Annotated in this window: 24 protein-coding genes; 5 read left to right on the top strand and 19 right to left on the bottom strand. The window is 37.6% G+C overall.

The features are described 5' to 3' along the window. Positions 1-4 precede the first annotated feature (4 nt). Genes ACFQ0R_RS03960 through ACFQ0R_RS03950 form a run of 3 tightly spaced genes read right to left on the bottom strand, consistent with a single transcriptional unit; the run spans position 5 to position 3,868 of the window. Entirely contained in the window at positions 5-736 is a 732-nt protein-coding gene (locus tag ACFQ0R_RS03960; protein ID WP_379657079.1) for an MIP/aquaporin family protein, read from the bottom strand. A gap of 2 nt (positions 737-738) precedes the next feature. After that, positions 739-2,235 carry a glycerol kinase GlpK gene (gene glpK / locus ACFQ0R_RS03955; protein WP_379657078.1) on the bottom strand — a complete coding sequence of 499 codons (1,497 nt, stop codon included), beginning with the start codon at positions 2,233-2,235 and terminating at the stop codon, positions 739-741. A 55-nt stretch (positions 2,236-2,290) separates the two neighbouring features. Next, positions 2,291-3,868, bottom strand: a complete 1,578-nt coding sequence (locus ACFQ0R_RS03950) for a glycerol-3-phosphate dehydrogenase/oxidase (RefSeq protein WP_379657077.1) — start codon at positions 3,866-3,868, stop codon at positions 2,291-2,293. Positions 3,869-4,044: 176 nt separating this feature from the next. On the opposite strand from ACFQ0R_RS03950, the gene ACFQ0R_RS03945 reads away from it, so the two are divergent. After that, complete coding sequence (locus tag ACFQ0R_RS03945; protein WP_379657076.1) at positions 4,045-4,797, top strand: DeoR/GlpR family DNA-binding transcription regulator; 753 nt, start codon at positions 4,045-4,047, stop codon at positions 4,795-4,797. A gap of 28 nt (positions 4,798-4,825) precedes the next feature. On the opposite strand, the gene ACFQ0R_RS03940 is transcribed toward ACFQ0R_RS03945, so the two are convergent. Next, positions 4,826-5,251 carry an Lrp/AsnC family transcriptional regulator gene (locus ACFQ0R_RS03940; protein ID WP_379657075.1) on the bottom strand — a complete coding sequence of 142 codons (426 nt, stop codon included), beginning with the start codon at positions 5,249-5,251 and terminating at the stop codon, positions 4,826-4,828. A gap of 127 nt (positions 5,252-5,378) precedes the next feature. Here ACFQ0R_RS03940 and ACFQ0R_RS03935 point away from each other — a divergent pair, with 127 nt between their 5' ends. Together ACFQ0R_RS03935 and ACFQ0R_RS03930 are read left to right on the top strand one after the other, a co-directional pair. Next, positions 5,379-6,095, top strand: a complete 717-nt coding sequence (locus ACFQ0R_RS03935; RefSeq protein WP_379657074.1) for a sulfite exporter TauE/SafE family protein — start codon at positions 5,379-5,381, stop codon at positions 6,093-6,095. Positions 6,096-6,501: 406 nt separating this feature from the next. After that, complete coding sequence (locus ACFQ0R_RS03930; RefSeq protein ID WP_379657073.1) at positions 6,502-8,175, top strand: glutamine--tRNA ligase/YqeY domain fusion protein; 1,674 nt, start codon at positions 6,502-6,504, stop codon at positions 8,173-8,175. Between the two features lie 4 nt (positions 8,176-8,179). Here ACFQ0R_RS03930 and ACFQ0R_RS03925 read toward each other — a convergent pair whose 3' ends face one another. The 9 genes from ACFQ0R_RS03925 to ACFQ0R_RS03885 all read right to left on the bottom strand — a co-directional run bounded on the left by ACFQ0R_RS03925 (position 8,180) and on the right by ACFQ0R_RS03885 (position 13,320). Beyond that, positions 8,180-8,593, bottom strand: a complete 414-nt coding sequence (locus ACFQ0R_RS03925; protein WP_379657072.1) for a type II toxin-antitoxin system VapC family toxin — start codon at positions 8,591-8,593, stop codon at positions 8,180-8,182. Continuing rightward, the gene (locus tag ACFQ0R_RS03920; protein ID WP_379657071.1) at positions 8,590-8,832 is read right to left on the bottom strand and encodes a DUF6364 family protein; all 243 of its coding nucleotides are present in this window, start codon (positions 8,830-8,832) and stop codon (positions 8,590-8,592) included. The genes ACFQ0R_RS03925 and ACFQ0R_RS03920 overlap by 4 nt, the downstream gene beginning before the upstream one ends. A 60-nt stretch (positions 8,833-8,892) precedes the next feature. Continuing rightward, positions 8,893-9,294 carry a hypothetical protein gene (locus ACFQ0R_RS03915; RefSeq protein ID WP_379657070.1) on the bottom strand — a complete coding sequence of 134 codons (402 nt, stop codon included), beginning with the start codon at positions 9,292-9,294 and terminating at the stop codon, positions 8,893-8,895. A 114-nt stretch (positions 9,295-9,408) separates the two neighbouring features. Then, a complete protein-coding gene (locus ACFQ0R_RS03910) occupies positions 9,409-10,422 on the bottom strand; it encodes a pirin family protein (protein ID WP_379657069.1) in 1,014 nt (337 codons plus the stop codon). A gap of 11 nt (positions 10,423-10,433) precedes the next feature. Further along, positions 10,434-10,796: a YraN family protein gene (locus tag ACFQ0R_RS03905; protein WP_379657068.1), complete on the bottom strand. Its 363-nt coding sequence runs from the start codon at positions 10,794-10,796 to the stop codon at positions 10,434-10,436. Between the two features lie 222 nt (positions 10,797-11,018). Next, positions 11,019-11,222, bottom strand: a complete 204-nt coding sequence (locus ACFQ0R_RS03900; protein ID WP_379657067.1) for a hypothetical protein — start codon at positions 11,220-11,222, stop codon at positions 11,019-11,021. 90 nt (positions 11,223-11,312) lie between these two features. Continuing rightward, positions 11,313-12,209, bottom strand: a complete 897-nt coding sequence (locus ACFQ0R_RS03895) for a S66 peptidase family protein (protein ID WP_379657066.1) — start codon at positions 12,207-12,209, stop codon at positions 11,313-11,315. A 34-nt stretch (positions 12,210-12,243) separates the two neighbouring features. Then, positions 12,244-12,861, bottom strand: a complete 618-nt coding sequence (locus ACFQ0R_RS03890; protein ID WP_379657065.1) for a hypothetical protein — start codon at positions 12,859-12,861, stop codon at positions 12,244-12,246. Positions 12,862-12,873: 12 nt separating this feature from the next. Continuing rightward, positions 12,874-13,320 carry a lipocalin-like domain-containing protein gene (locus ACFQ0R_RS03885; RefSeq protein WP_379657064.1) on the bottom strand — a complete coding sequence of 149 codons (447 nt, stop codon included), beginning with the start codon at positions 13,318-13,320 and terminating at the stop codon, positions 12,874-12,876. A 135-nt stretch (positions 13,321-13,455) separates the two neighbouring features. Between ACFQ0R_RS03885 and metG the strand changes: the two genes are divergently transcribed. Both metG and ACFQ0R_RS03875 read left to right on the top strand, forming a co-directional pair. After that, a complete protein-coding gene (gene metG / locus ACFQ0R_RS03880; RefSeq protein ID WP_379657063.1) occupies positions 13,456-15,525 on the top strand; it encodes a methionine--tRNA ligase in 2,070 nt (689 codons plus the stop codon). Positions 15,526-15,560: 35 nt separating this feature from the next. Next, positions 15,561-16,409, top strand: coding sequence for a mechanosensitive ion channel family protein (locus ACFQ0R_RS03875; protein ID WP_379657062.1), 849 nt, complete (start codon positions 15,561-15,563; stop codon positions 16,407-16,409). Positions 16,410-16,412: 3 nt separating this feature from the next. Here the strand turns inward: ACFQ0R_RS03875 and tsaB are convergent, their stop codons facing one another. Genes tsaB through ACFQ0R_RS03845 form a run of 6 tightly spaced genes read right to left on the bottom strand, consistent with a single transcriptional unit; the run spans position 16,413 to position 22,893 of the window. After that, positions 16,413-17,072, bottom strand: coding sequence for a tRNA (adenosine(37)-N6)-threonylcarbamoyltransferase complex dimerization subunit type 1 TsaB (gene tsaB, locus ACFQ0R_RS03870; protein WP_379657061.1), 660 nt, complete (start codon positions 17,070-17,072; stop codon positions 16,413-16,415). A 12-nt stretch (positions 17,073-17,084) separates the two neighbouring features. Then, positions 17,085-18,536, bottom strand: coding sequence for a TolC family protein (locus tag ACFQ0R_RS03865; RefSeq protein WP_379657060.1), 1,452 nt, complete (start codon positions 18,534-18,536; stop codon positions 17,085-17,087). A 2-nt stretch (positions 18,537-18,538) separates the two neighbouring features. Further along, the gene (locus tag ACFQ0R_RS03860) at positions 18,539-19,663 is read right to left on the bottom strand and encodes an efflux RND transporter periplasmic adaptor subunit (RefSeq protein WP_379657059.1); all 1,125 of its coding nucleotides are present in this window, start codon (positions 19,661-19,663) and stop codon (positions 18,539-18,541) included. Between the two features lie 30 nt (positions 19,664-19,693). Continuing rightward, positions 19,694-20,953, bottom strand: coding sequence for an ABC transporter permease (locus ACFQ0R_RS03855; RefSeq protein WP_379657058.1), 1,260 nt, complete (start codon positions 20,951-20,953; stop codon positions 19,694-19,696). Between the two features lies 1 nt (position 20,954). Next, positions 20,955-22,199: an ABC transporter permease gene (locus ACFQ0R_RS03850; protein ID WP_379657057.1), complete on the bottom strand. Its 1,245-nt coding sequence runs from the start codon at positions 22,197-22,199 to the stop codon at positions 20,955-20,957. Beyond that, a complete protein-coding gene (locus tag ACFQ0R_RS03845; protein WP_379657056.1) occupies positions 22,192-22,893 on the bottom strand; it encodes an ABC transporter ATP-binding protein in 702 nt (233 codons plus the stop codon). The genes ACFQ0R_RS03850 and ACFQ0R_RS03845 overlap by 8 nt, the downstream gene beginning before the upstream one ends. Positions 22,894-22,910: the final 17 nt, after the last annotated feature.

Below are 22,910 nucleotides of genomic sequence, written 5' to 3'. Positions count from 1 at the left end.
TCTTTTAACTTAGGATTAAATGAAGAAATGTGGCAAGGGCAGCCCCTATAAAAGGACCAACAACTGGAATCCAACTGTAAGACCAGTTACTATGCATTTTTCCATTAATAGGAAGTATAAAATGCATGATCCTTGGACCTAAATCTCGGGCAGGATTTATAGCATATCCTGTTAAGCCTCCAAGAGATAAACCAATACTCCAAACCACAAAAGCGATGGGAATTGCACCAACAGCGCCTAATCCCACCGGAACGCCTTCTTCACTTTGAATTTCTGCTCCTGTGATAAAAAAGACAGCGATAATAAGAACAAATGTCCCTATAATTTCACTTAGTAAATTCCTAAACCTATTGGGTATAGCTGGATCTGTACAAAAGATGGCGCGTTTTCCAGCAGGGTTGTCTGTGGCGTCAAAGTGATCTTTAAAAAGCACATAAACAGTTCCAGATCCTAACATGGCTCCTATCAGCTGAGCGATAATATATACAGGCACTTCTTGCCAAGGAAAACTTCCTTCTATCGCCAGCGCCAGAGTTACAGCGGGATTGATATGTGCTCCACTGTAAGGTGCAGAAATAAAAACGCCAATAAAAACACCCATAGCCCAGCCTGTGGTTATCACCATCCAACCAGATCCGCTACTTTTAGTATCCTTCAATACAGAACTGGCAACCACGCCTCCTCCTAAAAGAATTAGAAGTCCTGTTCCTAAAATTTCAGCTATAAATGGAGTCATAATTATTTGGATTTACTCCAAGATTGCAAGGCATCTATAGCTCTGTACCAGCCTTTGATTCCTTCCTGGATGTCGTTTTGATTTTCTGTAGGTTGAAACTTGATGTCTTCTCTCCATATGGATTGAATTTCTTCCATATTTTGCCAAAATCCAACCGCCAGTCCTGCGAGATAGGCGGCACCTAAAGCGGTGGTTTCTGTTATTTTTGGCCTTATCGTTGTAGTGTTTAAAACATCAGATTGAAATTGCATCAACATATTGTTGACCGTTGCTCCACCATCTACTCTCAATTCTTCTATATCGATTTCGGAATCAGCTTCCATAGCTTTTAGGATGTCCATAGTTTGGTAGGCGATGGCTTCCAAAGAAGCTCTCGCAATATGGGCATCTGTTGTTCCGCGGGTAATTCCAAATATGCTTCCTTTTGCATCTTGGTCCCAGTACGGGGCTCCAAGTCCAGCAAACGCAGGAATAAAATACACACCGTCAGAGGATTCTACAGAAGTTGCTAGATGTTCTACGTCGTTAGACCTTTTGATGACTCCTAAGCCATCGCGTAACCATTGCACAACAGCACCTCCTATAAAAATGCTGCCTTCCAAAGCGTATTGAGTCTTGCCATTAATTCTCCAAGCGACTGTGGTCAATAATTTGTTTTTTGAAATAATGGGTTGATCTCCAATATTCATCAACATAAAACATCCTGTACCGTAAGTGCTTTTTACCATCCCTTTTTCTGTACACATCTGTCCGAACAGCGCTGCCATTTGGTCCCCAGCAATTCCCGCAATAGGAATTTTTGATGCAAAAACGGTGGTTTTGGTATGACCATAAACCTCACTTGAGTCCTTCACTTCTGGAAGCATAGTTTTAGGAATATTAAATAATTCCAATAAATCATCATCCCATTCCATAGTATTGATGTTGAAAAGCATGGTTCTGGAAGCATTAGTCACATCGGTCACATGCAATTCTCCTTTAGTAAAATTCCAGATAATCCACGAATCTATTGTTCCAAGGATGAGGTCGCCAGCTTCTGCTTTTTCTCTGGCACCTTCTACATTATCCAAAATCCATTTTACTTTAGTGCCAGAAAAATAAGCATCGATGATTAAGCCTGTTTTTTCCTGAATCATTTTTTCTTTACCTTCAGCTTTAAGCTGATCGCAATATTCTGAAGTTCGCTTGTCCTGCCAAACGATAGCATTGTATATAGGGTCGCCTGTATTTTTATCCCATACCACAACGGTTTCACGTTGATTGGTGATTCCCATTGCAGCTATATTTTTCCCATTTAGCCCTTTTTTGGTAGTTGCTTCAGCAGCAACACCTGCCTGTTTGGACCAGATTTCTAATGGGTCGTGTTCCACCCAGCCTGGCTTAGGAAAATATTGGGTAAACTCTTTTTGGGCAACAGAATATATTTCTCCTTTTTTATCGAAGACAATTGCCCGACAACTTGTTGTACCCTGGTCTAAAGCTAAAATGTATTTTTCCATAAATGATGATTTTTAAAATTTATACTGAATTTGATACTGCCAGCTTGAAGGATGGTTATAAACTATAACCTTTAGCTAGAGTGTTATAGTCGTCAATCTGTTGGTTGATCCATTGCTTGTCTTTGTTGAGTTCCTTAGCTAAAATTTCAGCTACTTTTGGCGCCATTTCGATAGATTTTTTGGCATCTAAGAACAGAACTCTTACCCGTCTAGCTAGCACATCTTCTACGGTTCTTGCCATTTCATGTCTGGCTGCCCAAAGCACTTCCACATTCAAATACTCCAAGTCAGGATGAACCTTTTCACCTAGACTGGAATCTTCTGAGATCAATTTGTGCAGATGAGCCTGATCGGTTCCATAAACATAAAGGTGATTATTTCTTTCCTCAGTTTCCATGGCGCCATGAATAGAGAGCGTTTCCGTTACACAAGCTTTTTTAGATAGTTTACCTAATTCGATAACTTTATCTAAAGTATCTTCCGCCATTTTTCTATAGGTTGTCCACTTTCCTCCAGTAATGGAAACCAAACCCGTGTCGGATACCAAAATTTTGTGCCCTCTCGAGATTTCTTTCGTCTTACCAGTTTCATCTTCTGGAGCAGCGAGAGGTCTTAAGCCCGCATAAATACTTTTAATATCTTCTCTTGTTGCCTTCTTCTCAATAAATCTATTGAAAGTTTCAAGGATAAAGTCAACTTCATTTTCAGTTGCATTGGGCTCTGTGGAGTGCTTATCTACCATTAAATCTGTAGTTCCCACAATAACCTTATCGTGCCAGGGCACAGCAAAAAGTACTCTGCCGTCATCTGTTTTTGGAATCATAATAGCGTCTTCACTTGGAAGGAAACTTTTATCAAAAACAAGGTGAACCCCTTGACTGGGTTGAATTCTTTTTTTCGCACCAGGCTTATCCATCTGTAAAATGTCATCTGCAAAAACTCCAGTAGCATTTATTACTGATTTACCTTTAAATGTATGCTCTTTATGAGTTTCTTGATCGATGGCAATAACGCCAGATACTTTATCATTTGTATTTTTGGTTAGATTATTTACTTTAAAGTAATTCAGTAGTGAGCCACCTTTTTCTATCGCAGTTTGTGCAATATTGATAGCTAATCTGGAATCATCAAATTGACCATCTCGATAACTTACACTTCCTTTAAGTTTATCCTTTTGAATTGTGGGTAGCTTTCGAATTGTTTCGTCTTTGCTAACGTGTTTAGATGCACCAAGACTTAATTTTCCTGCAAGAAAATCATAGGCTTTGAGACCGAGAGTGTAATAAGCACCTTCCCACCATTTATAGTTAGGAATTAAAAAGGTTTGATTTTTAACGAGATGGGGCGCATTTTGTTCCAATAGACCACGCTCTTTCAATGCTTCTGTAACTAATGAAAAATTGGCCTGTGCCAAATATCTAACACCGCCGTGAACAAGCTTCGTGCTCCGGCTTGAGGTGCCTTTGGCATAATCCAACTGCTCTAGAAGTAATGTTTTGTAACCTCTAGTTACACTATCTAAAGCAATACCTAGGCCTGTAGATCCTCCGCCAATCACAATAACATCAAATTCGTCTACCTGTTTTGCTTCATCTATAAGGTTTTTTCTGTCAAAAATTCTCTCCGCTTTCATTTTGTTTTATTTCGAATACATAACAAATGTAATAAAAATATAACAAAACGAAAGTAAAATGACAAAAATAATAATAAATCGAAATATAAATAAGATGAGTTTTTCATAAAAGCCTTGTTAAGCCATTAAACCCTTGCATTATCTTTCTATATTTGTTGCAACAAAACGAAACAAAAGTGAAACGCCATAAGTCAATATTAGAACAGCTAGACAAAGACAACTATGTAAGTGTGCAACATTTATGTGACTTATTTGAAGTCTCCGCTGTAACGATAAGAAAGGATTTGAAATTTCTTGAAGACAAGGGTTTATTATTTAGAACACATGGTGGAGCTACTTCTCAAAATCCTTATATCATTGACAGGCACGTTAGTGAAAAGGAGAAACTTAATGTGACCGAAAAAGAAGCTATTGCAAAAGCGGCTGTAGAGTTGATCAAGCCAAATGACTCTATTATGATTGCTTCTGGTACTACAATGCAAGCCCTAGCAAAAGCATTGACCATTGAAGAACAGCTCAATATCACCACATCATCTTTGAATGTTTCTTTGGAATTAACCAAATCCCCTTATTACGATATTTTACAATTGGGTGGAACAGTAAGACACAGCTCGTCTTCTGTGACGGGACATTTTTCTCAAGCTGTGCTTGAAAATATCTCTTGTAATCTTTTGTTTCTAGGCGTCGATGGAATTGATATTAATCATGGCTGTACCACTACTAGTCTTGAAGAAGCGATGCTGAATAAGAAAATGATAGCATCTGCTCAAAAAGTGATTGTCCTTGCCGATTCTTCAAAGTTTAATAGAAAAGGCTTTGGTAAGATTTGTGATCTTTCAGAAATACATCACATTATCACAGATTCCGGAATCAGTGATACTTTGGCTCAGGAGATTAAGAAGTTAGGTATTCAATTGACTTTAGTTTAAAAACGTATTTTTTATCGAAAACTCAGAATCAGTAATTCCCTTCTCCTATCCTAGAAAGAATTAAATGGGTAGTAGGTTCACCAAAATTCACGAGTTTATCTATAAACTGTTGCAGGTGAAGCTGGTCTTTTAAGGCTATCCTGATGTACAAATTATGCTGTCCCGTAATTCTAAAGGCTTCCTTAACTTCTGGATAAGACTCAATTTCAACCAAAACTGCCTTAAGCCTTCCGCTAAAGATTTTTAGCATAATGAAAGCTTCCAGATTGTTGCCTATAAGACTTTGGTTAAGCTGGAGCGTGTATCCCTTTATCAATCCTGAATCTTCCATCTTTTTCACTCTTTCTCTTACAGAAGAAGGAGAAAGGGAGATTTGTTTTCCAATTTCAGCGTAAGAGAGTCTTGAGTTTGTTTTTAAAACATCGATTATCTTGAAATCTATTTCGTCTACCATTGAATCTAGTGTTTTAGAGTAAAAATACTTGTTTAATTCGATAATCAATTGGCTTAGCCGTTGATTCGCTTTCACAAAGCAAGTTCGATAATTTAAATTTGCGCTTTTAGAAAAAACGAGAAAAGATTTGGAATTATACGTCTTGATTATCCTCGCCATTGCGATATTTTGCGGGTTTTTTGTTCAGTCTTTAGTCGGTTTTGCAGGTTCTCTGGTGGCTTTGCCTATTCTTCTTTTTGCGGTAAAATTGCCGGATGCTATCGCCTATGTTTCTATTTTTTATTTATTTTCAAGTTCATACATGGTGTACAAAGAATGGCGCAACATAGATAAAGATGCCATTGTGAGGCTTATTCTGGCGTCCTTGATAGGCGTTGTCCTGGGAATAGTAGTGCTTACGTATTCCAAACCTGTCATTTTGCAAACAGGACTAGGTGTTTTTATTCTACTATACGTTGGATATGTACTCCTCGGAAAGAAAGAGCTAGCTTTAGGTAAAAAAGCTAACTGGACTTTTGGGATGATGGGTGGATTTTTCTCTGGTGTCTTTTCTACTGGGGGTCCGCTTTATGTTATCAGTGTAAAAAACACAGTAAAGGAAGCCAAAACGTTTAGAGCAACCATGATTGGCGTATTAGCTTTAATCACGCTCATCCGGATTCCTGCATTGAGCGTCAGCGGTGCTTTAAATCTGCAGCATTTGCAAATGAGTGTAATGGTTTTGCCAGTTTTCTTTTTAGCTCAATTTTTGGGTATAAAATTCTTTCCAAAAATCAATGAAGTACAGTTTAAAAGAATGTTGCTAGTCATCTTATCGCTTTCTGGATTGGCGTTGATTTTTTAGTTTATTACAATGCATTGTTGCCCGTAATTGAGCTACTATCTATATATGTCATGTTTAGGTTCGAGTACTTCAATACTTCAGCATAAACTCAGTCGAGAACAAGCCACATCTCGATACTTCGACTATCGATCTATAAAGATATGGTTATGGCTAAAATTTAAGAAACCTTACAAACACTTTTTTTAGAATTAAATGTTTTAGAGCCTTTACTAACAAAACTTTCAATCCTATCGCAAACCCTTCAGTTGAAACTACCTGCCCAGCTAGAGGTTAAAGTGATTTGAAGGCTTTAAGCTAGCTTATTCTAAACATTAACCTACCAAAACCCAAAATCAGAAAAAATCTTATTCCGCCTACTCTTTATAGCATCGTGAATTTGAGTAAATTTGTAACTTAAATTTGAATTATGTCTGAAGAGAAAAAATCTTTGAATTTCATTGAGCAAATCATTGAAGAGGATTTGAAAACCGACTATACCGTAAGCGACTTGAAATTTCGCTTCCCTCCTGAGCCTAACGGTTTTTTGCATATTGGACACGCGTCTTCGATTTGCCTGAACTTTGGTTTGGGTCTCAAATATAATGCACCCGTCAATTTAAGATTTGATGATACCAATCCGTTGAAGGAAGAGACCGTGTATGTGGATTCCATCAAAAGTGATGTAAAGTGGCTGGGCTTTAAATGGGCGGAGGAATGTTATGCTTCAGACTATTTTCAGCAGTTGTACGACTGGGCGGTAGAGTTGATAAAGGCTGGTGATGCGTATTTGGATAGCCAGTCGTCTGAAGAGATTGCCGCTCAAAAAGGAACACCAACACAACCAGGAACGGCGAGTCCTTACAGAGATCGCTCTGTGGAAGACAACTTACAGCTTTTTGAAGCCATGAAGAACGGAGAAACTGGCGAAAAAGCCCACGTGCTCCGTGCTAAAATTGATATGGCTTCGCCCAATATGATTATGCGGGATCCTGTGATGTACAGGTGTTTGCACAAAGCACATCACCGCACAGGAAACGACTGGATGATTTACCCGATGTACGACTGGGCCCATGGCGAATCTGATTTTATTGAATCGGTATCTCATTCGTTTTGTACGCTGGAATTTTTACCCCACCGCGAGCTTTATAACTGGTTTGTAGAACGCTTGAGCAAGCCAGGAGAACTAGTTCCCAAACAACGCGAGTTTGCCAGACGTAACTTGAGTCATACCATTGTAAGCAAACGAAAGTTAGCTCAGCTTGTGGAACAAAATATTGTCACCTCTTGGGATGATCCCAGAATGCCAACGATTTCCGGATTGAGAAGACGGGGTTATACGCCAGAATCCATCAGAACTTTTGCGGATAGCATTGGCATCGGCAAACGTGAAAACATGATAGATGTGGCGCATTTGGAGTTTTGTGTGAGAGACGATCTCAACAAAAAAGCGCCGCGAGTGATGGGTGTTATGGATCCTTTGAAAGTGGTCATTACCAATTATCCCGAAGGCAAAGAGGAGTGGCTCACTGCCGAAAATAATCCTGAAGATGAATCTGCAGGCGAACACGAAGTTCCTTTTTCCAGAGAATTGTACATCGAGCAGGAAGATTTTAGAGAGGAAGCCAATAGAAAGTTTTTCCGATTGAAATTAGGTAAGGAAGTTCGATTGAAAAACGCCTACATCATCAAAGCTGAAGATGTTATTAAAGATGAAAACGGTAAAGTTCTGGAAGTCCATTGCACTTACGATCCTGAAAGTAAAAGCGGAAGCGGCACGGAAGCCTCTAAGCGTAAGGTGAAAGGCACTTTGCACTGGGTGTCTATTCCACATGCTGTGGAAGCTGAGGTAAGACTGTACGACAGATTGTTTACAGTGGAAGATCCCACTGCCGATAAGGATAAAGACTTTTTAGACTTCGTCAATCCTGAATCTTTGGAAGTCAGTAAAGCTTACGTGGAGCCTTATTTAAAATCGGCGAAGGCTGAAGATAAATTTCAGTTTCAACGCATTGGGTATTTCTGTGTGGACAGAGATTCTACATCAGAGAAGCTAGTGTTTAATAGAACGGTAACGCTGAGGGATAACTGGAAGAATAAGTAAAGCTTTAAAAGCTTGCTAAAAACTCTTTTGAAGTTAAGACAGGTAGTTTTGAGCTTTTAAAATCCTTTTTGTTTCTAGTGATGATTACATCAACATCATTTTCTAGAGCTGAATAATATTGAAGTCCATCTTCAAAATCAGGAAAGCTTTCATCGCTGAGGGCAAGCTCTGTGATTTTATCATTCAATGGCAAAAGTTCTACTAGTACCTTAAACTTTCGTAGTATTTCTTTGGCGTCTTTCGTAGATCTCAACTTGCTCAGTATGTAATTTGTGTTTGCAAAGGTTAACGATAATATGGTTAACTTAAGCTTGTCCTGATCTGCTTTAGAAAATAATTGAGCAGCATCGTCATCAAATCCTTTTCTTTTAGAGAGTAAATCAATAACGATATTGGTGTCAATCAATAGCTTTTTCATTTATATTTCTCTATTAAAAAGCGAGTATATTCTTCCTTTTCGTCAAAATTATCATCTATTGAAATGACTCCACTAAGGCTTTCTACGAGAGGTGTAATCTCTGACGGTTTAGTTTTACCTGATAGAGAATTTAAATAAGATTCTATGAGTTTGGAAAGACTGGTTTTATTTGACTTTGCGTAAAGCTTTGCAGCTTCAATTATACGTTCATCTAAGCTTAAAGTTAGTTTCTTATCCATATAAACCATATTTTACGTACAAATATAAAATATGTTTACGTAAAAAGCAGTTTTGAAAATTTATCGACTTACATTGATTTGAAACGTATAGGTCTTAGTTTCAAAAACCTGGTTTCCGTTTCTATCAGTAGGGGCAAGAATTTCAACATAATCTTCGCCGAGGTAGCCTTCTTCGGGTTGGTATGTATAGATAATCTCACCAGTATCTGGATTTCTGTCTAGCTCACTTATTTTGAAATTTTGAGCTTGTATTTTAAAACTGGAGCTTTGGTCATGACGGTATTCTCCTAAACTTGTCTCGACTACATTATTACCAAAACCAGAGTTTGAATTACCTACGTTAATTTCATAAAAAGTAGCAGGTTCCCCGGTATCTGGATAATCAATATCATCGTCCAGGAATAGCTCTGAGCAAGATGCCAAGCTGATACTTATAACTAAGAGAAGAAAGATTCTTTTCATGAGATCGGTTTTAATATCAAGTGTTGGAAATACCTCTCCTCTTGCATCCGACGAGCGGAGCGAGAGGAATGCATAAGGCTAGAACTGCCTTTTTAAGGCAGTTCTGGGTGAGGCTTATTTTTCCACCAAACTCCCGTCGGCAAATAAGGCAAAACGGCCACTGTCGCCATGAGTGAATTCAGCTTTTGGCCAGGGCCAGCCACCAAAATGCGTGCGCTGGTATTCGCCGATGATGCCATTCATTTCTTCACGTGTATTGGCTACAAAAGGGCCTTGTTGTACCACAGGTTCGTTGATGGGTTTTCCTTGAAGTAAAAGCAATTCAGCTTTTTTATTTCCGTTGACTAATTTCAATTCTTGTGAGGCGTCCAGGTCTAACGAATGTCCTTCAGGAATTTCAAAGCCTTCCGTTTTTAGCTCTTCACCTTCATAGAAAAACAACACCCGATTGCTATCGGCATCGCCAGCAGGAAGGGTGAATTCAGCACCAGCTTCCAAGGTGATTCTCCACACCTGGATGTCGTTTTTATCTTCTGCTGCCAGAGAATCTGGAGTCGGTTCTAAGGCTTTTTCAGACTTATAACTTCCAGCGATAACTTTGACTTTGATAGCTTTTCCGTTCTCGTCCTGTTCTTCAACTATCGGAATATCCTCATGCCAGAGCATCTTGTAATGCGGCTCTACTTTTTTAGAACGCTTGGGTAAATTCAACCAAATTTGAAACAATAGCAACGGATTTTCTTTGTCCTGATGCACCAATGGAAACATCTCAGAATGTAGCACGCCTTTGCCAGCGGTCATCCACTGCGCATCGCCCTGTCCGAAGCGGCCTTTGGCGCCCATAGAGTCAGAGTGATCGGCATAGCCTTTTTCGACCAGAGTTATGGTTTCAAAACCAGCATGTGGGTGGTAAGGAAAGCCAGGCACTTCCTGTCCGTGATACATTCTCCAGCCGTCTTTTTTTTGAAAATCGTTGCCGAGAAACCGGCCTTTCAAAGCCTCTTTGGAAGGGCCTAAGTTAGCTTCGCCTTTAGGAAACTGGTCCTGATGAAAGGCACAAAACATAAACGGATCTTTGGTTTCCCACTGGAAGCCAAGTTCTTTTATTTTTAAAATGGGGTTACTCATAGCATCAAATTTTATTCAAAGTAATAAAAAGCATCTTCCAAATGCTCTATACGTTTTCCTAATTTATTTTTAATAATGGCCACAATATCAAATCTTACTTCCAGGTCCAAACCTTTCTCATTCACATAATAATCAACAGCTTTTACTAGGCGTTTAATTTGTGCTGGTTTTACAAAATCCTGAGGGTCGCCAAAGTCTGGTGTGCTTCTTGTTTTTACTTCCACTACGACCAAATAATCTCCAGATTTGGCGATGATGTCGACTTCAGCTTTATCGTAAACAAAATTGGTTTCCAGGATGTCATAGCCCTTATTTCTAAGGAAATTGACCGCGTCTTTTTCACCGCTTTTACCCAATTCGTTATGCTGTGCCATTGGTAATACAACATTTAAATTCAGTTCTAAGATACTTAAAGATAAATTAGTATGTAAAATTTGCTTTGTAATAACTTCACACAAGGAATAAGAGGGAAAAAGTCTTATGAAATGGTAGGGTGAAGTTTATTAAAATATATACAGAGACGATAATCTAAATCAATGTAAATCGGTATTAAAAAAAAGCTCGAACAATTTGTTCGAGCCTATGAAGTATACTATTTAGTCATCGATTTTATCAATGGCCTTGTCAATTTCGTCATTGACTTTAGAATCCACTTTTTCTCCTGCACGTTCTATCGCTCTCTTCGTTTCTGTGGTTTCAACCTTAACTTCTTTAGTCTCAGTTTTAGTGTCGCGACAAGACGAGAACATTATACTTGTAAAAAACAGAATAAGCATTCCTAACATTACATTTTTCATCATAGTGTTTAAGAGTTTATAAGACGAAGGTATTGCTATTTTTCAATTAACAACAAGCTTTAAACTTTTATTATTCAATAAGTTAGACGCCGATTAAAACCTTAAATTTACTCGACTGGAATTCACCTTGAGGTGTGCCTTTTGCCCTAAAATGAGAGGTAAGTTGGTGTGAACATGACCTGCAGGAAAATTAAAAGCCACAGGAATATTGAGGTTTTTCACCGCTTCAAAAATGATGTCTTCAGCCGTTTTACCAAACGGAATGGTGTTGTCATTCATGTCGGTCATTCCACCCACAATCAGTCCAGAAATTTGACTCAATAGTCCGCTACGTTTCAAATTTTGCATCATCCTATCGATGTGGTAAAGGTATTCGTCAAGGTCTTCGATGAACAAAATCTTATTTTTAAAACTCGGCATGCTTTGACTTCCAATTACTGAATATAATACCGATAGATTACCGCCCAGTACTTCTGCTTTCACTTCACCGTTCACTTGATTCGGATGTCTGGAAACGTATTCAATATGAAGTTTTTTACCAAACAAAGCTTTTTTAAGTTCATCTGAAGTTGAAGCCGAGCGGGTTTCGATGGCAGAAGCCATTTGTGCATGAAGACTGGCAATGCCCAAACTTTGCAAGTGCAAATGAATCGCAGTCACATCTGAATAGCCAATGAGCCACTTAGGCTGGGTTTTTAGTTTTGAAAAATCAACTAAATCCAATAGCCTGATCGATCCATAACCACCTTTGGCAAACCAAATGGCTTTGATGTCGGGGTCATTGATTTGATTTTGAAAATCTTCAGCTCGCTCAAAATCACTTCCTGCGAATTGATGGTCTACCAAACCAACACTAGTTCCTAAAACAGGTATCAAACCCCAGGTTTTTAATACCTCCACTGCAGGTTGCAGATCTTTTTTAGTAATGAATCTTGCAGTAGCAACAATCGCAATTTTATCGCCTTTTTGAAGTTGAGGAGGTTGGATCATGGTTTATAGTTTGGTTGGCTAAAATACTTAAATCCTATAAATCCAACCCAATTCTTAGGTGGATGTCGGCAGTAAAATTACCTTTTGTACCTGATGCAAATATACCGCCTTGATTATTTAAAGCTGTTCCATTTATATAACGCACATACCCAAAACCAATTCCAGCTTCATAATTAAAATGCTTACCTAGACTTCTGCGAATTCCCCATTTTGGTATGAAACTAATTTGATCAATACTTCTTAATCTGTCGTTACTTGTAAATGATACATCATCAAAATTACCCAGGATATAAAAGGATAAGAAGTTTCCACTATTACGATCAATCGACTTTCCTTTTTCAAGTCTTTTCTCTAGATTATAATACCATCTGGGTTCTAAGCTTAAATGTAATATGCCATAAATATCATTATTTGGTCCAGCAGATTCAAACTGTCCAACACCTTCAATTCTAAAATCAAATCCCACCTGACTCCGCAAGGCAAATTCATCTGCCAGTCGACTTTCATTGTATACCCAAGCGCCTAAAAATCCAGTCTGGATGCCATAAATGGATTTTTCGACGCTTATTTGGGAAGCCTCACTTTGGTCTTGAGCAGAAATTTGGAAAGTTAGAAATAGCAGGAGAATTAGTGTGTAATGTACTTTTACCATAAGAATTTTTGTTTATTCTACTCTTAATAACACCTGAGTGTATGGTTCGTCTTCAGTTTCAGGACTTGGGAGAAGCATTCTATCATCACCTTCAAACTGAACATCTGTAACTCTATCAAAAGCTGGGCTTTCAATTTGACTATTTCCCAGGTAAGACCATGTGTCTTCAACTGAACTTTCAATGCACTCTCCTGGATTGTTATCGTCATCTACAGAATAATCAGCCAGAAACTCATTGTTTTGTGTAAATTCAAAAGTGGTGTTGGTGATACAACCCTCATTTTGGAATTCCTCACCATCTTCAATAACTGAATAGATTCGCCAGACGCCAACAATCTTAGATTTGAATTCTTCTTCTGAAAGTGAATTTGAATTGTCGATGTTATCATCATCGTTGCTACACGACAAAATCAAGGTGGAAGCAAATGCGATGAGCAATGTTTTGTGGATAAGTTTCATAAGAGATTTTTTAGTTAGGCTCAAATATATATATATATAGAAAATTGAAAGTTTTTATTGAATGATATTATACAATATCCTTTGTCTTTTAATGTAACAGCGTTTATTACATTTGTGGTTAAGAATATTTAGACTATGAAAAATCCAAAACGCTATACGATTACGGCTGCTTTGCCATATACCAACGGCCCTATACACATTGGCCATTTGGCCGGCGTGTATGTGCCCGCAGATATTTATACACGCTACTTAAAGCTGAAAGGTGAGGATGTGGTGTTTGTTTGTGGTAGTGACGAGCACGGTGTGCCTATTACCATCAAAGCTAAAAAAGAAGGCGTTAGTCCTCAGGATATTGTGGATAAATACGATGCTATTATCAAACAGTCTTTCCAGGATTTCGGAATTCAATTTGATAATTACTCCAGAACTTCAGCTCAGGTTCATCATGATACCGCCACTGAGTTTTTTCAAAACATGTACGATAAGAACAAGTTCATCGAAGAAACGACTGAGCAATTGTATGATGCCAAAGCCAATCAGTTTTTAGCCGATCGGTTTGTGACGGGAACCTGTCCAAAATGCGGGAACGAAGAAGCTTACGGAGATCAGTGCGAAAAATGCGGATCATCTTTAAATGCTACCGATTTGATCAATCCAAAATCGGCGATTACGGGTGATGTGCCCACCATGAAATCCACTAAGCATTGGTTTTTACCCTTAGATCAATACGATGACTTTTTAAAAGACTGGATTATAAAAGGTCATAAAAAAGATTGGAAGTCCAATGTTTACGGACAGTGCAAATCCTGGATTGATGAAGGTTTACGTGCCAGAGCTGTGACGAGAGATTTGGATTGGGGCATCCCTGTTCCTGTAGAAGGCGGTGACGGCAAAGTCCTTTATGTGTGGTTTGATGCACCAATTGGTTATATCTCTTCCACCAAAGAATGGGCAGAGCGTGAAGGCAAAGACTGGGAGCCTTACTGGAAAGATGAAGACACTAAGCTGGTTCATTTTATTGGGAAGGACAACATCGTCTTCCACTGCATCATTTTCCCTGTGATGCTTAAAGCGGAAGGCAGTTACATCTTGCCGGACAATGTCCCCGCCAATGAATTTCTGAATTTGGAAGGCAGAAAATTGTCTACTTCCAAAAACTGGGCGGTTTGGTTGCACGAATACCTGGAAGATTTTGGAGGTAAAGAAGATGTGCTGAGGTACGTCCTTACCGCCAATGCTCCCGAAACCAAAGACAATGATTTCACTTGGAAAGATTTTCAAACCAGAAATAATAGTGAGTTGGTGGCGATTTATGGCAACTTCATCAACAGAGTCGTGGTGCTTACTAATAAGTATTACGAAGGCATGGTACCTAAAGCTTCAAGCTTTACCGAGACAGATTTAAAAGTTCTCAGCGATATCAAAACCTTTCCGCAAAGCATTTCAGATTCTATTGAAAAATACCGTTTCCGCGAAGCTCAGGGCGTGATGATGAATCTGGCGCGTCTGGGAAATAAATACTTAGCTGATGAAGAGCCATGGAAACTGCAGAAAACAGATCCAGAACGCACGGCTACGATTATGTATGTAGCGCTACAAGTCGCTGGAGCCTTAGCCGTCATCAGTGAGCCTTTTGTGCCGTTTACAGCTCAGAAGCTAAAGAATATGCTGAATTTTGAGTCGTTTTCACATCCATTATTATGGGGCGATATTTCAAAATTAGACGAATTAATTCCTGCGGCACATCACATCAATTTAGCTGAATTTTTATTCAGTAAGATTGAAGATGAAGACATTCAAAAGCAGGTCGATAAACTTGAAGCTTCCAAAATGGCAGGTTCAGAAGAAGAAACAAAACTAGAACCCCAAAAAGAAGAAGCCACGTTTGAAGATTTTTCAAAACTGGACTTGAGAGTAGGAACTATCATTTCAGCAGAGAAAAAAGCTAAAACTAAAAAGTTGATGGTTCTGAAAGTCGATACAGGAATTGATGAAAGAACCATCGTTTCAGGTATTGCAGAACACTATAAAGCTGAAGAATTAATCGGTCAAAAAGTAAGTGTTGTGGTGAATCTTAAACCGATTAAGCTAAAGGGAACATTGAGTGAAGGCATGATTTTGATGACACAGGATGCTTCAGGAAAATTAACTTTCTTAAACCCCGATTCTGATAAATCTGTACCGAATGGTACTGTCATCAATTAATTTTATATTTGTTGGATAACATAAAACTATAAACAATGGAAAATATTTCAATGGATGGTATTGGTGAATTAGTCAGCGTATTTTTAGATAAAGCTATATCTTATTTGCCAAGTGTGATTGCTGCTCTGGTTATTCTCATTCTTGGGTTTTGGGTCATTAAATTAATTGTTGGTCGTGTAAGAAAGGTAATGGAGAAGCGAGAAGTGGATCCGGGAGTAAGAGGTTTTACAACCAGTATTCTAGGCATCGTCCTTAAGATTGTACTCTTTATAGTTGTAATTTCAAAATTGGGAGTAGAAACTACATCATTTGCAGCTATTTTAGCGGCTGCAGGTTTAGCTATTGGTCTGGCTTTACAAGGTTCTCTGTCTAATTTTGCTGGTGGGGTTTTGATTATCATTCTAAAACCATTTCGAGTAGGGGATTTCATCGATGCACAAGGAGAATCTGGAACTGTTACAGAAATCACTATATTTTATACTTATCTAACTACAATCGGTAACCAAAGAGTCGTAATCCCAAACGGGCAGCTTTCTAACAATAAGGTTGTCAATTATTCTTTTGAACCTATACGAAGAAATGCTATGGCAGTGGGCATCTCCTATGATAGTGATATTAAAAAGACAAGAGAAGTCTTATTGGATATAGTTAATTCTGATGAGCGAACCTTAAAGGATCCAGAACCAGCTGTTGTTGTTACTGGATTGGGGGATAATTCGGTAGACTTATCTTTAAGGTTTTGGGCCAAAAGAGAAGATTACTGGGCATTAAATTTCGACACCATGGAAAAACTCAAAACTGAATTGGAAGACGCTGGAGTTTCGTTCCCTTTCCCACAAAGAGATGTTCATTTGTTCGATATGAGTAAAGAAAAAGAATCTTAAAGATTATTTACTTACAAAATCTTTGAGGTAAAACGGCTCAAAATAAGCCACATCTTCAAAGATCTTTTCATCAAACTTCCGTTTAGCTATAAAGAATTGTTCTTTGGCAGACGGAAGTTTTTTATGGTGAAACACTGCATGAGGGTGATTACAAATCGCTTCAAACTTTTCGACTCCAGTTCCAATAAAGTGCACTTTACCAAGCTCTAATTCATCCTTAAAAGAATGTTTATCCAAAATTTCAGCTTTAATTTCTCTTTTGGAATTAAAGTCAGCGTCAAAAATTTCAGAATACACTTCCATACGCCTTGCATCGATCATAGGTAAAATTAAGCCTTCTGTGACATCGACTTGCTTAGCGAGGCTGAGCAAAGTAGAAACAGAAATTAAAGGAATATCCAAGGCATAGGCTAAACCTTTAGCGGCAGAAACACCAATTCTAAGTCCTGTGTAGGATCCAGGTCCTTTGCTAATGGAAACCGCGTCCAAATCTTTTGGTCTTAAATTTTCTTGAATTAATAATTCATCAATGAAGCTATGTAATTGTTCAGAGTGTGAGAAACTCTCACTGTTTACTTCCTTGAATGTCAATATAGAGTCTCCTTTGCCAATACTTACTGAGCAATTGGTAGTTGAGGTTTCCAAACATAAGATTAAGCTCAAAGTAATTTATTTTTAATATTCAACGACTCTTATTCCAAAGTACAATTCTAAAACTTTTAAATTGAAAATATAGTCGTATTTAGCATTGATTAATCTGTTTTGAGCATTTGTAAGTCTGAATTTAGATTGACTTAATTCAAAAGCATTAGAAACTCCAACTTCAAAACGTTGTTGGGCATATTCAAAAGCCAATTCCTGCGACTCTACAGCTTTTATTGCAGCTTCATAGGCTTTTGCAGATCCTTGAGCATCAACATAAGCTTGATAGACATTTGCTTCAAGATCTAGCTCTGTCTGGTCTAATTGAAATTCAGCTCTTTTAGCCGCTACTTCTGCTCTTTTTATTTGATTGCGAGTAGTAAATCCGTTGAATATTGGCACATTGAGTTGTACTCCATAAGTATAACCGTCATTTCTGGATAATTGATCAAAAAAACTACTCGGTCCCGCTGTCTCTACTCTAAAGTTTGGAGCAACCACAGTTTGTCCAGTTGCTTCAACAATACCTATTTCACGAGTAGGTTCATTTGGGTCAATTCCACCACCAACTGTTCTTCCTCTATCAGATTCTCTTGTGTTATAGTTCACGAAACCATTAAGAGTTGGATAAAGTTGACTTCTTGCAATTTCAATATCTTTTTCTGCAATTTCCAAGTCTTGCTCAGCAACTTTTACTTCATAACGCTCTTGCTTTGCTCTGGCAACAATCTCCTCTGGAGTATTAGATAAAATATCTGTTAGAGGTACATCATACTCTTCATCTGCAATATCAAAGTTTTGGTAATTTTCTAAAAGTAGAGTTTGAGCTAAGTTAATTTTTGATATTCTAAGATTATTTTCAGCAACAATAATTTGCTGTTCTTCATCTGCATCTGTAGCTTCAATTTCTAGTAAATCTCCTTCTGGAGCAGTACCAATTTCTACCGTTTTACGAGTAAGTTCAATTTGGTCTTTTGTAACATTATTTTGTTCTATCAATACTGCTAACTGTTGCTTATTAACTAAAATTTGCAAATAAGCATTCGCTACAAATAACGCAATATCATCTTTCATCAATTGCAAAGAATATTGACTTGCAAGCTGTTCTAATTTAGCTTTTTGAAATGTTCTGAGATTTCTTAAACCATCAAACAAAGTCAATCCTACTGTTGCATTTGCGGAGAGGTTTCTTACTGTTTGATTTTCTAAAATCCCTGTAGTTACATTTTGAGTAAGTCCAGAATTCCAAGAATTACTAATGCTACCGTTTAGGCTTGGTAAGTAATTTCCTATAGCTTCGCTTCTACTTATGTCTGCATTTTCTTGATTTAAACGGGACTGTTTAATGGAAATGTTATTATCCATTGCGTATCTGACACAAGCTTCCAAAGTCCATTGAGATGGAATAGATGTATCTTGAGCTTGAACTTGTAAACCAAGACATAAAACTATTGTTACTAAAGTAAATGATTTAATAGATCTCATATTTATCTTCTTCTAGGATTACCTGCAACAGGTGCTTCAACTCTATTCCAAACTTTAATTTTATCTCCTTCGCTCACTCCAGACTTTACTTCTACATTAATTCCATCGCTTAAGCCAAGCTCAACCATTCTTTTTTCAAACTGCTGTTCTCCAACTTTCACTTCTACATACGGCTCTTGAGTATCTTTTTCAAACTGAACCAAAGATTCGCTTATTGCTAAAACATCTTCAGATCTTTCTAAAATTATAGACGCATTTGCGCTTAAACCAGCCCTTATAAAAATGCTATCGTTTAGTTTTAGGCTTCCTTCAATATCAAATTGAACCGCTCCATTTTCTTCGGTTCCTTTTGGAGAAATATAGTCCAAAGTAGCATTAAAGGTTTTATCTTCTATTGCTCCAACAGTAATTTCTAAAGGAAGTCCTTCCTTTATTTTTCCAACTTCAGATTCATCAACTTTTCCCTGAAAAATCATATCGTCAGTTTTGGCAATAGTAGCGATAGTAGTTCCTTCGTTGAAGTTGTTGGCTTCAATAACTTGATTTCCAACTTCGACAGGAACATCTAGAATCATCCCAGATATTCTTGCTTTTATCTGTGTTGTTGCAGCATTACCTGCATCTTGAGTAGTACCTGTTTCAATGATTTCTAAATTTTCTTCAGCAGCTTTCACGTTTTGTAAAGCATTGTCGTAAGCATTTTTAGCTAAATCGAAATCATTTTCAGAAATCACTCCTTTTTCAAAAAGCTCTTTTTGTCTATTGAAAATTTTCTTTTCGTTTTCAAGATTGATTTTAGATTGTCTTACTTGGTTTTTTGCTGAATTTAAGCTGGTAATATTTGGTACCACTTTAAGCTGAGCTATCATATCGCCAATCTCAACACTCTCTCCAGCTTTTACAAAGAGCTTATCTACTACTCCAGAAATGTTAGGTTTTACATCTACTTCCTCTCTTGGGAGTAGTGTACCAGTTGCCATTGTTTTCTTCACAATAGTTTCTGTAGTAGGCTCTTCAGTTTTAAAAACTTCCGGGCTTTCTTGGTTTTTTTGATAGAGGTAAAATAAAGATCCCCCAAATAAGACTACAATGACAAGTAGAATAATGATGGTGATTACTTTTTTCATGTTTAAATTTCTATTAGGTAATGGTTGTTTTTATTCGGTTCTTAAAGCGTCAACTGGTTTTACGCGTATGGCGTTTTGTGCAGGAATAAAACCTGCAAATAGTCCAGAAACTATCAATATAAATAAAGCGATGATAACGGTAACAAGATCAACACTTGGATTAGCAAATGGAATGTCAGAATCTTTAGGTAATAGTGCATTAATTACAGCCAAAACCCCAGTAGCAAATATAATTCCTGTCATCCCAGCAACAATGGTAAGGAAAACAGATTCAAAAAGAATTTGCCCTCTTATTTGCCAAGGAGTTGCCCCCAAGGCTCTACGGACACCTATTTCATTGGTTCTTTCCTTGACGACAATCAACATGATATTGCTAATCCCAATAACACCAGATAGCAATATCAAAATGCCTACGAAATAGGCTACAGCATTTAAAGCTATGAATAAGCCTGATATTTTTGAAAATTGTTCAAATAGATCAAAATTTCCAATCGCTCTATCATCTTCTGGAGCTATATCGTGATTTTCTTTAACGATATCAAAAATTTGAGTTTTGAGCTCTGTGATTGAGTTATTATCGTCTGCCGTAATTGCCATCCATCCGACTGTTTGTCCCATATTAAAGGCTTGAGAATATGCTGTAAAGGGTACAAATATCTGCTTTTGCTCTTCTTCTGCATTTCCTCCGCCGAAGCCTTTCTTTTTGTAAATCCCAATTACCATAAAGTTAACCCCTTGTACTTTTATATAAGTGCCGATGGGGTCTTCATCAAAATCATAAAGCCCTTTAATGACGCCTTCACCTATCACGGCGACTTTTCTTTTAGCTTCAATGTCGTTTTGATTTAAAAATCGGCCTTTAAGTATTTTCATAGGTTCCTGAAACTGAATGTCAGGATAATCCCCGTATACATTAAAAGCACCACTTTTAAGACCTCTCACCACATTATTGTTGCCTCCAAAACCTCCTAGTTGATTTCTTGGGGAAACGTATTTTAGTCCATTAACCTCTCTTTTTATTTCTGCAACATCACTTAAGTCAAAATTATATCGACGCCCTTTTGGCAAACCATTGTATGATTTTGAAATGGGTTGCGACCACATAAACATAGAATTTGAGGAGATGCCATCAAATAATTGTTTGACTCCACTTTCAAAACCATTTCCAGCTGCTAATAGGATGACAAGAATAAATATTCCCCAAAACACGCCAAAAGCAGTTAATATGGTTCTAAATAAATTTGAAGTCAATGACTCAATAACCTCATTCCATTTGTCTCTATTGAACATATTACTCGTCTCTTAAGGCATCTATAGGTTTAATTCTTGCTCCTCTCCATGCAGGAAAGAAACCAGCAATTGCACCAGCTGCGATTAATAATAATAAGGTGGAAACAGCAATATTGAAGTTGACACTCGGATTTTTAATGAAGTCTAGCTCCACCATAGGGCCAACTATCTCCAGTAAAACGAGTCCGAAAATCAATCCAAAAAGTCCAGATATTGAGGTTACGAAAATAGATTCGTGCAAAATCATACCTACTATAGATAATGGTTCTGCCCCCAATGCTTTCCTAATCCCGATTTCTTTGGTTCTTTCTTTTACTATGATGAGCATGATGTTACTCACGCCTATAATTCCAGCTAATAAAGTGGCTAAACCAACTCCCCAGAAAAATAATCTCATTGCACTTATAAGAAGATAAATTTCCTTAGTGTTTTCGATATTATTGCTAATAAACAAAGCACTTTCATCTTTAGGATCTATTTGAAGTTTATTTTTCAGCATCCTTTCTATTTGAGCTGCAAAGGCATTGGACTGTTTTAGGGCAAGGTCATAATTTTCTTCTTTGGGAAGTGTAAATCCCATAGATCTGATATCAGTTCCAGCTCCAAATACAATTTGTGAAGTAGCTATGGGGACATAAACCCTGGATTCTTCTCTATCACCCCCTGGATCTGTGAAAACTCCTATGACTTTAAAATTCAAACCTGAAATTTTTATTTGTTTACCCATGGGAGACTCCCCTTTGAATAAGTCTTTTTTCACTCTATTTCCTATAACAGCATACTTTTCCTTTGCTTTATTATCGTTCAGATTAATAAATCTTCCCTCTATGATATCTGCTTTTTCCAAAAACTGATAATCTGGAAGAATGCCTTCTACACGGTAGTTTCCAGATTCATTTCCGTGAGAAATAAGACCTGCAAAAATCTGATACATGGGAGATTGAAACTCTATTTCTTGTTTGGAATTTTCTGTAACTATATCAAAGTCTTCATTTGTTAATTGGATTCTTCGTCCTTTATTGAAGCCTTCAAAACTTACAGCCGTTCTTCCTGGATAAACATTAATTATGTTCTCTGCATCATTTTGAAATTGACTTTCGATCCCATTTTGAAATCCTACACTCACGCCAAGTAAAATCACAAGAATAAAAATCCCGGATGCAACAGAAACTCCCGTAAGAAAGGTTCTAAGTTTATTTTTAGAAATGGTCTCAAAAACCTCTTGCCAACGTTCTAAACTAAACATTTTGTATAGCTCTTACTTGATTTATTTTTCTGTCGTCTATAATCACTCCATCTTTCAGGTTGACAATACGTTTAGACATTTGAGCAATATCTTCTTCGTGAGTTACAATCAAAATGGTTCTTCCTTCATCATTTATCTGTTGAATAAGATCCATAATTTCATAGGAAGTTTTGGAGTCCAAAGCCCCAGTCAACTCATCAGCAAGAAGAACTTTAGGATCACTTGCCAAAGCCCTTGCTATTGCAACTCTTTGTTTTTGACCACCAGAAAGCTCGTTAGGCTTATGATCTGCCCAAGCTGCAAGACCAACTTTTTCAAGATATGCCATGGATCTTTCCATGCGCTCAGACCTTTTTACTCCTTGGTAATAAAGAGGTAAAGCAACATTGTCAAGCGCAGATTTATAGTTAATTAAGTTAAAGGACTGAAAAATAAAACCTAAAAATTTATTTCTGTATTGAGCAGCCAGCTTTTCATTAAGATTTTTAATTGGCACACCGTCCAAAGTGTACGAGCCTTCATCAGCCTCATCTAGCATTCCCAGGATATTAAGTAGAGTAGATTTACCAGAACCAGAAGACCCCATGATAGAAACCAATTCACCTTCTTCAACACTAAAATTAATTCCCTTCAGAACATGAAGAGAGTTTTTTCCCATTTTGTAGGATTTGTGCAAATCTTTTATTTCTATCATAGCATTTATATAACATA

This window comes from Psychroflexus salinarum, assembly GCF_042677225.1.
In the GTDB taxonomy this organism is placed as follows: Bacteria; Bacteroidota; Bacteroidia; order Flavobacteriales; family Flavobacteriaceae; genus Psychroflexus; species Psychroflexus salinarum.
This window is presented reverse-complemented; position numbering and strand designations above follow the sequence as displayed.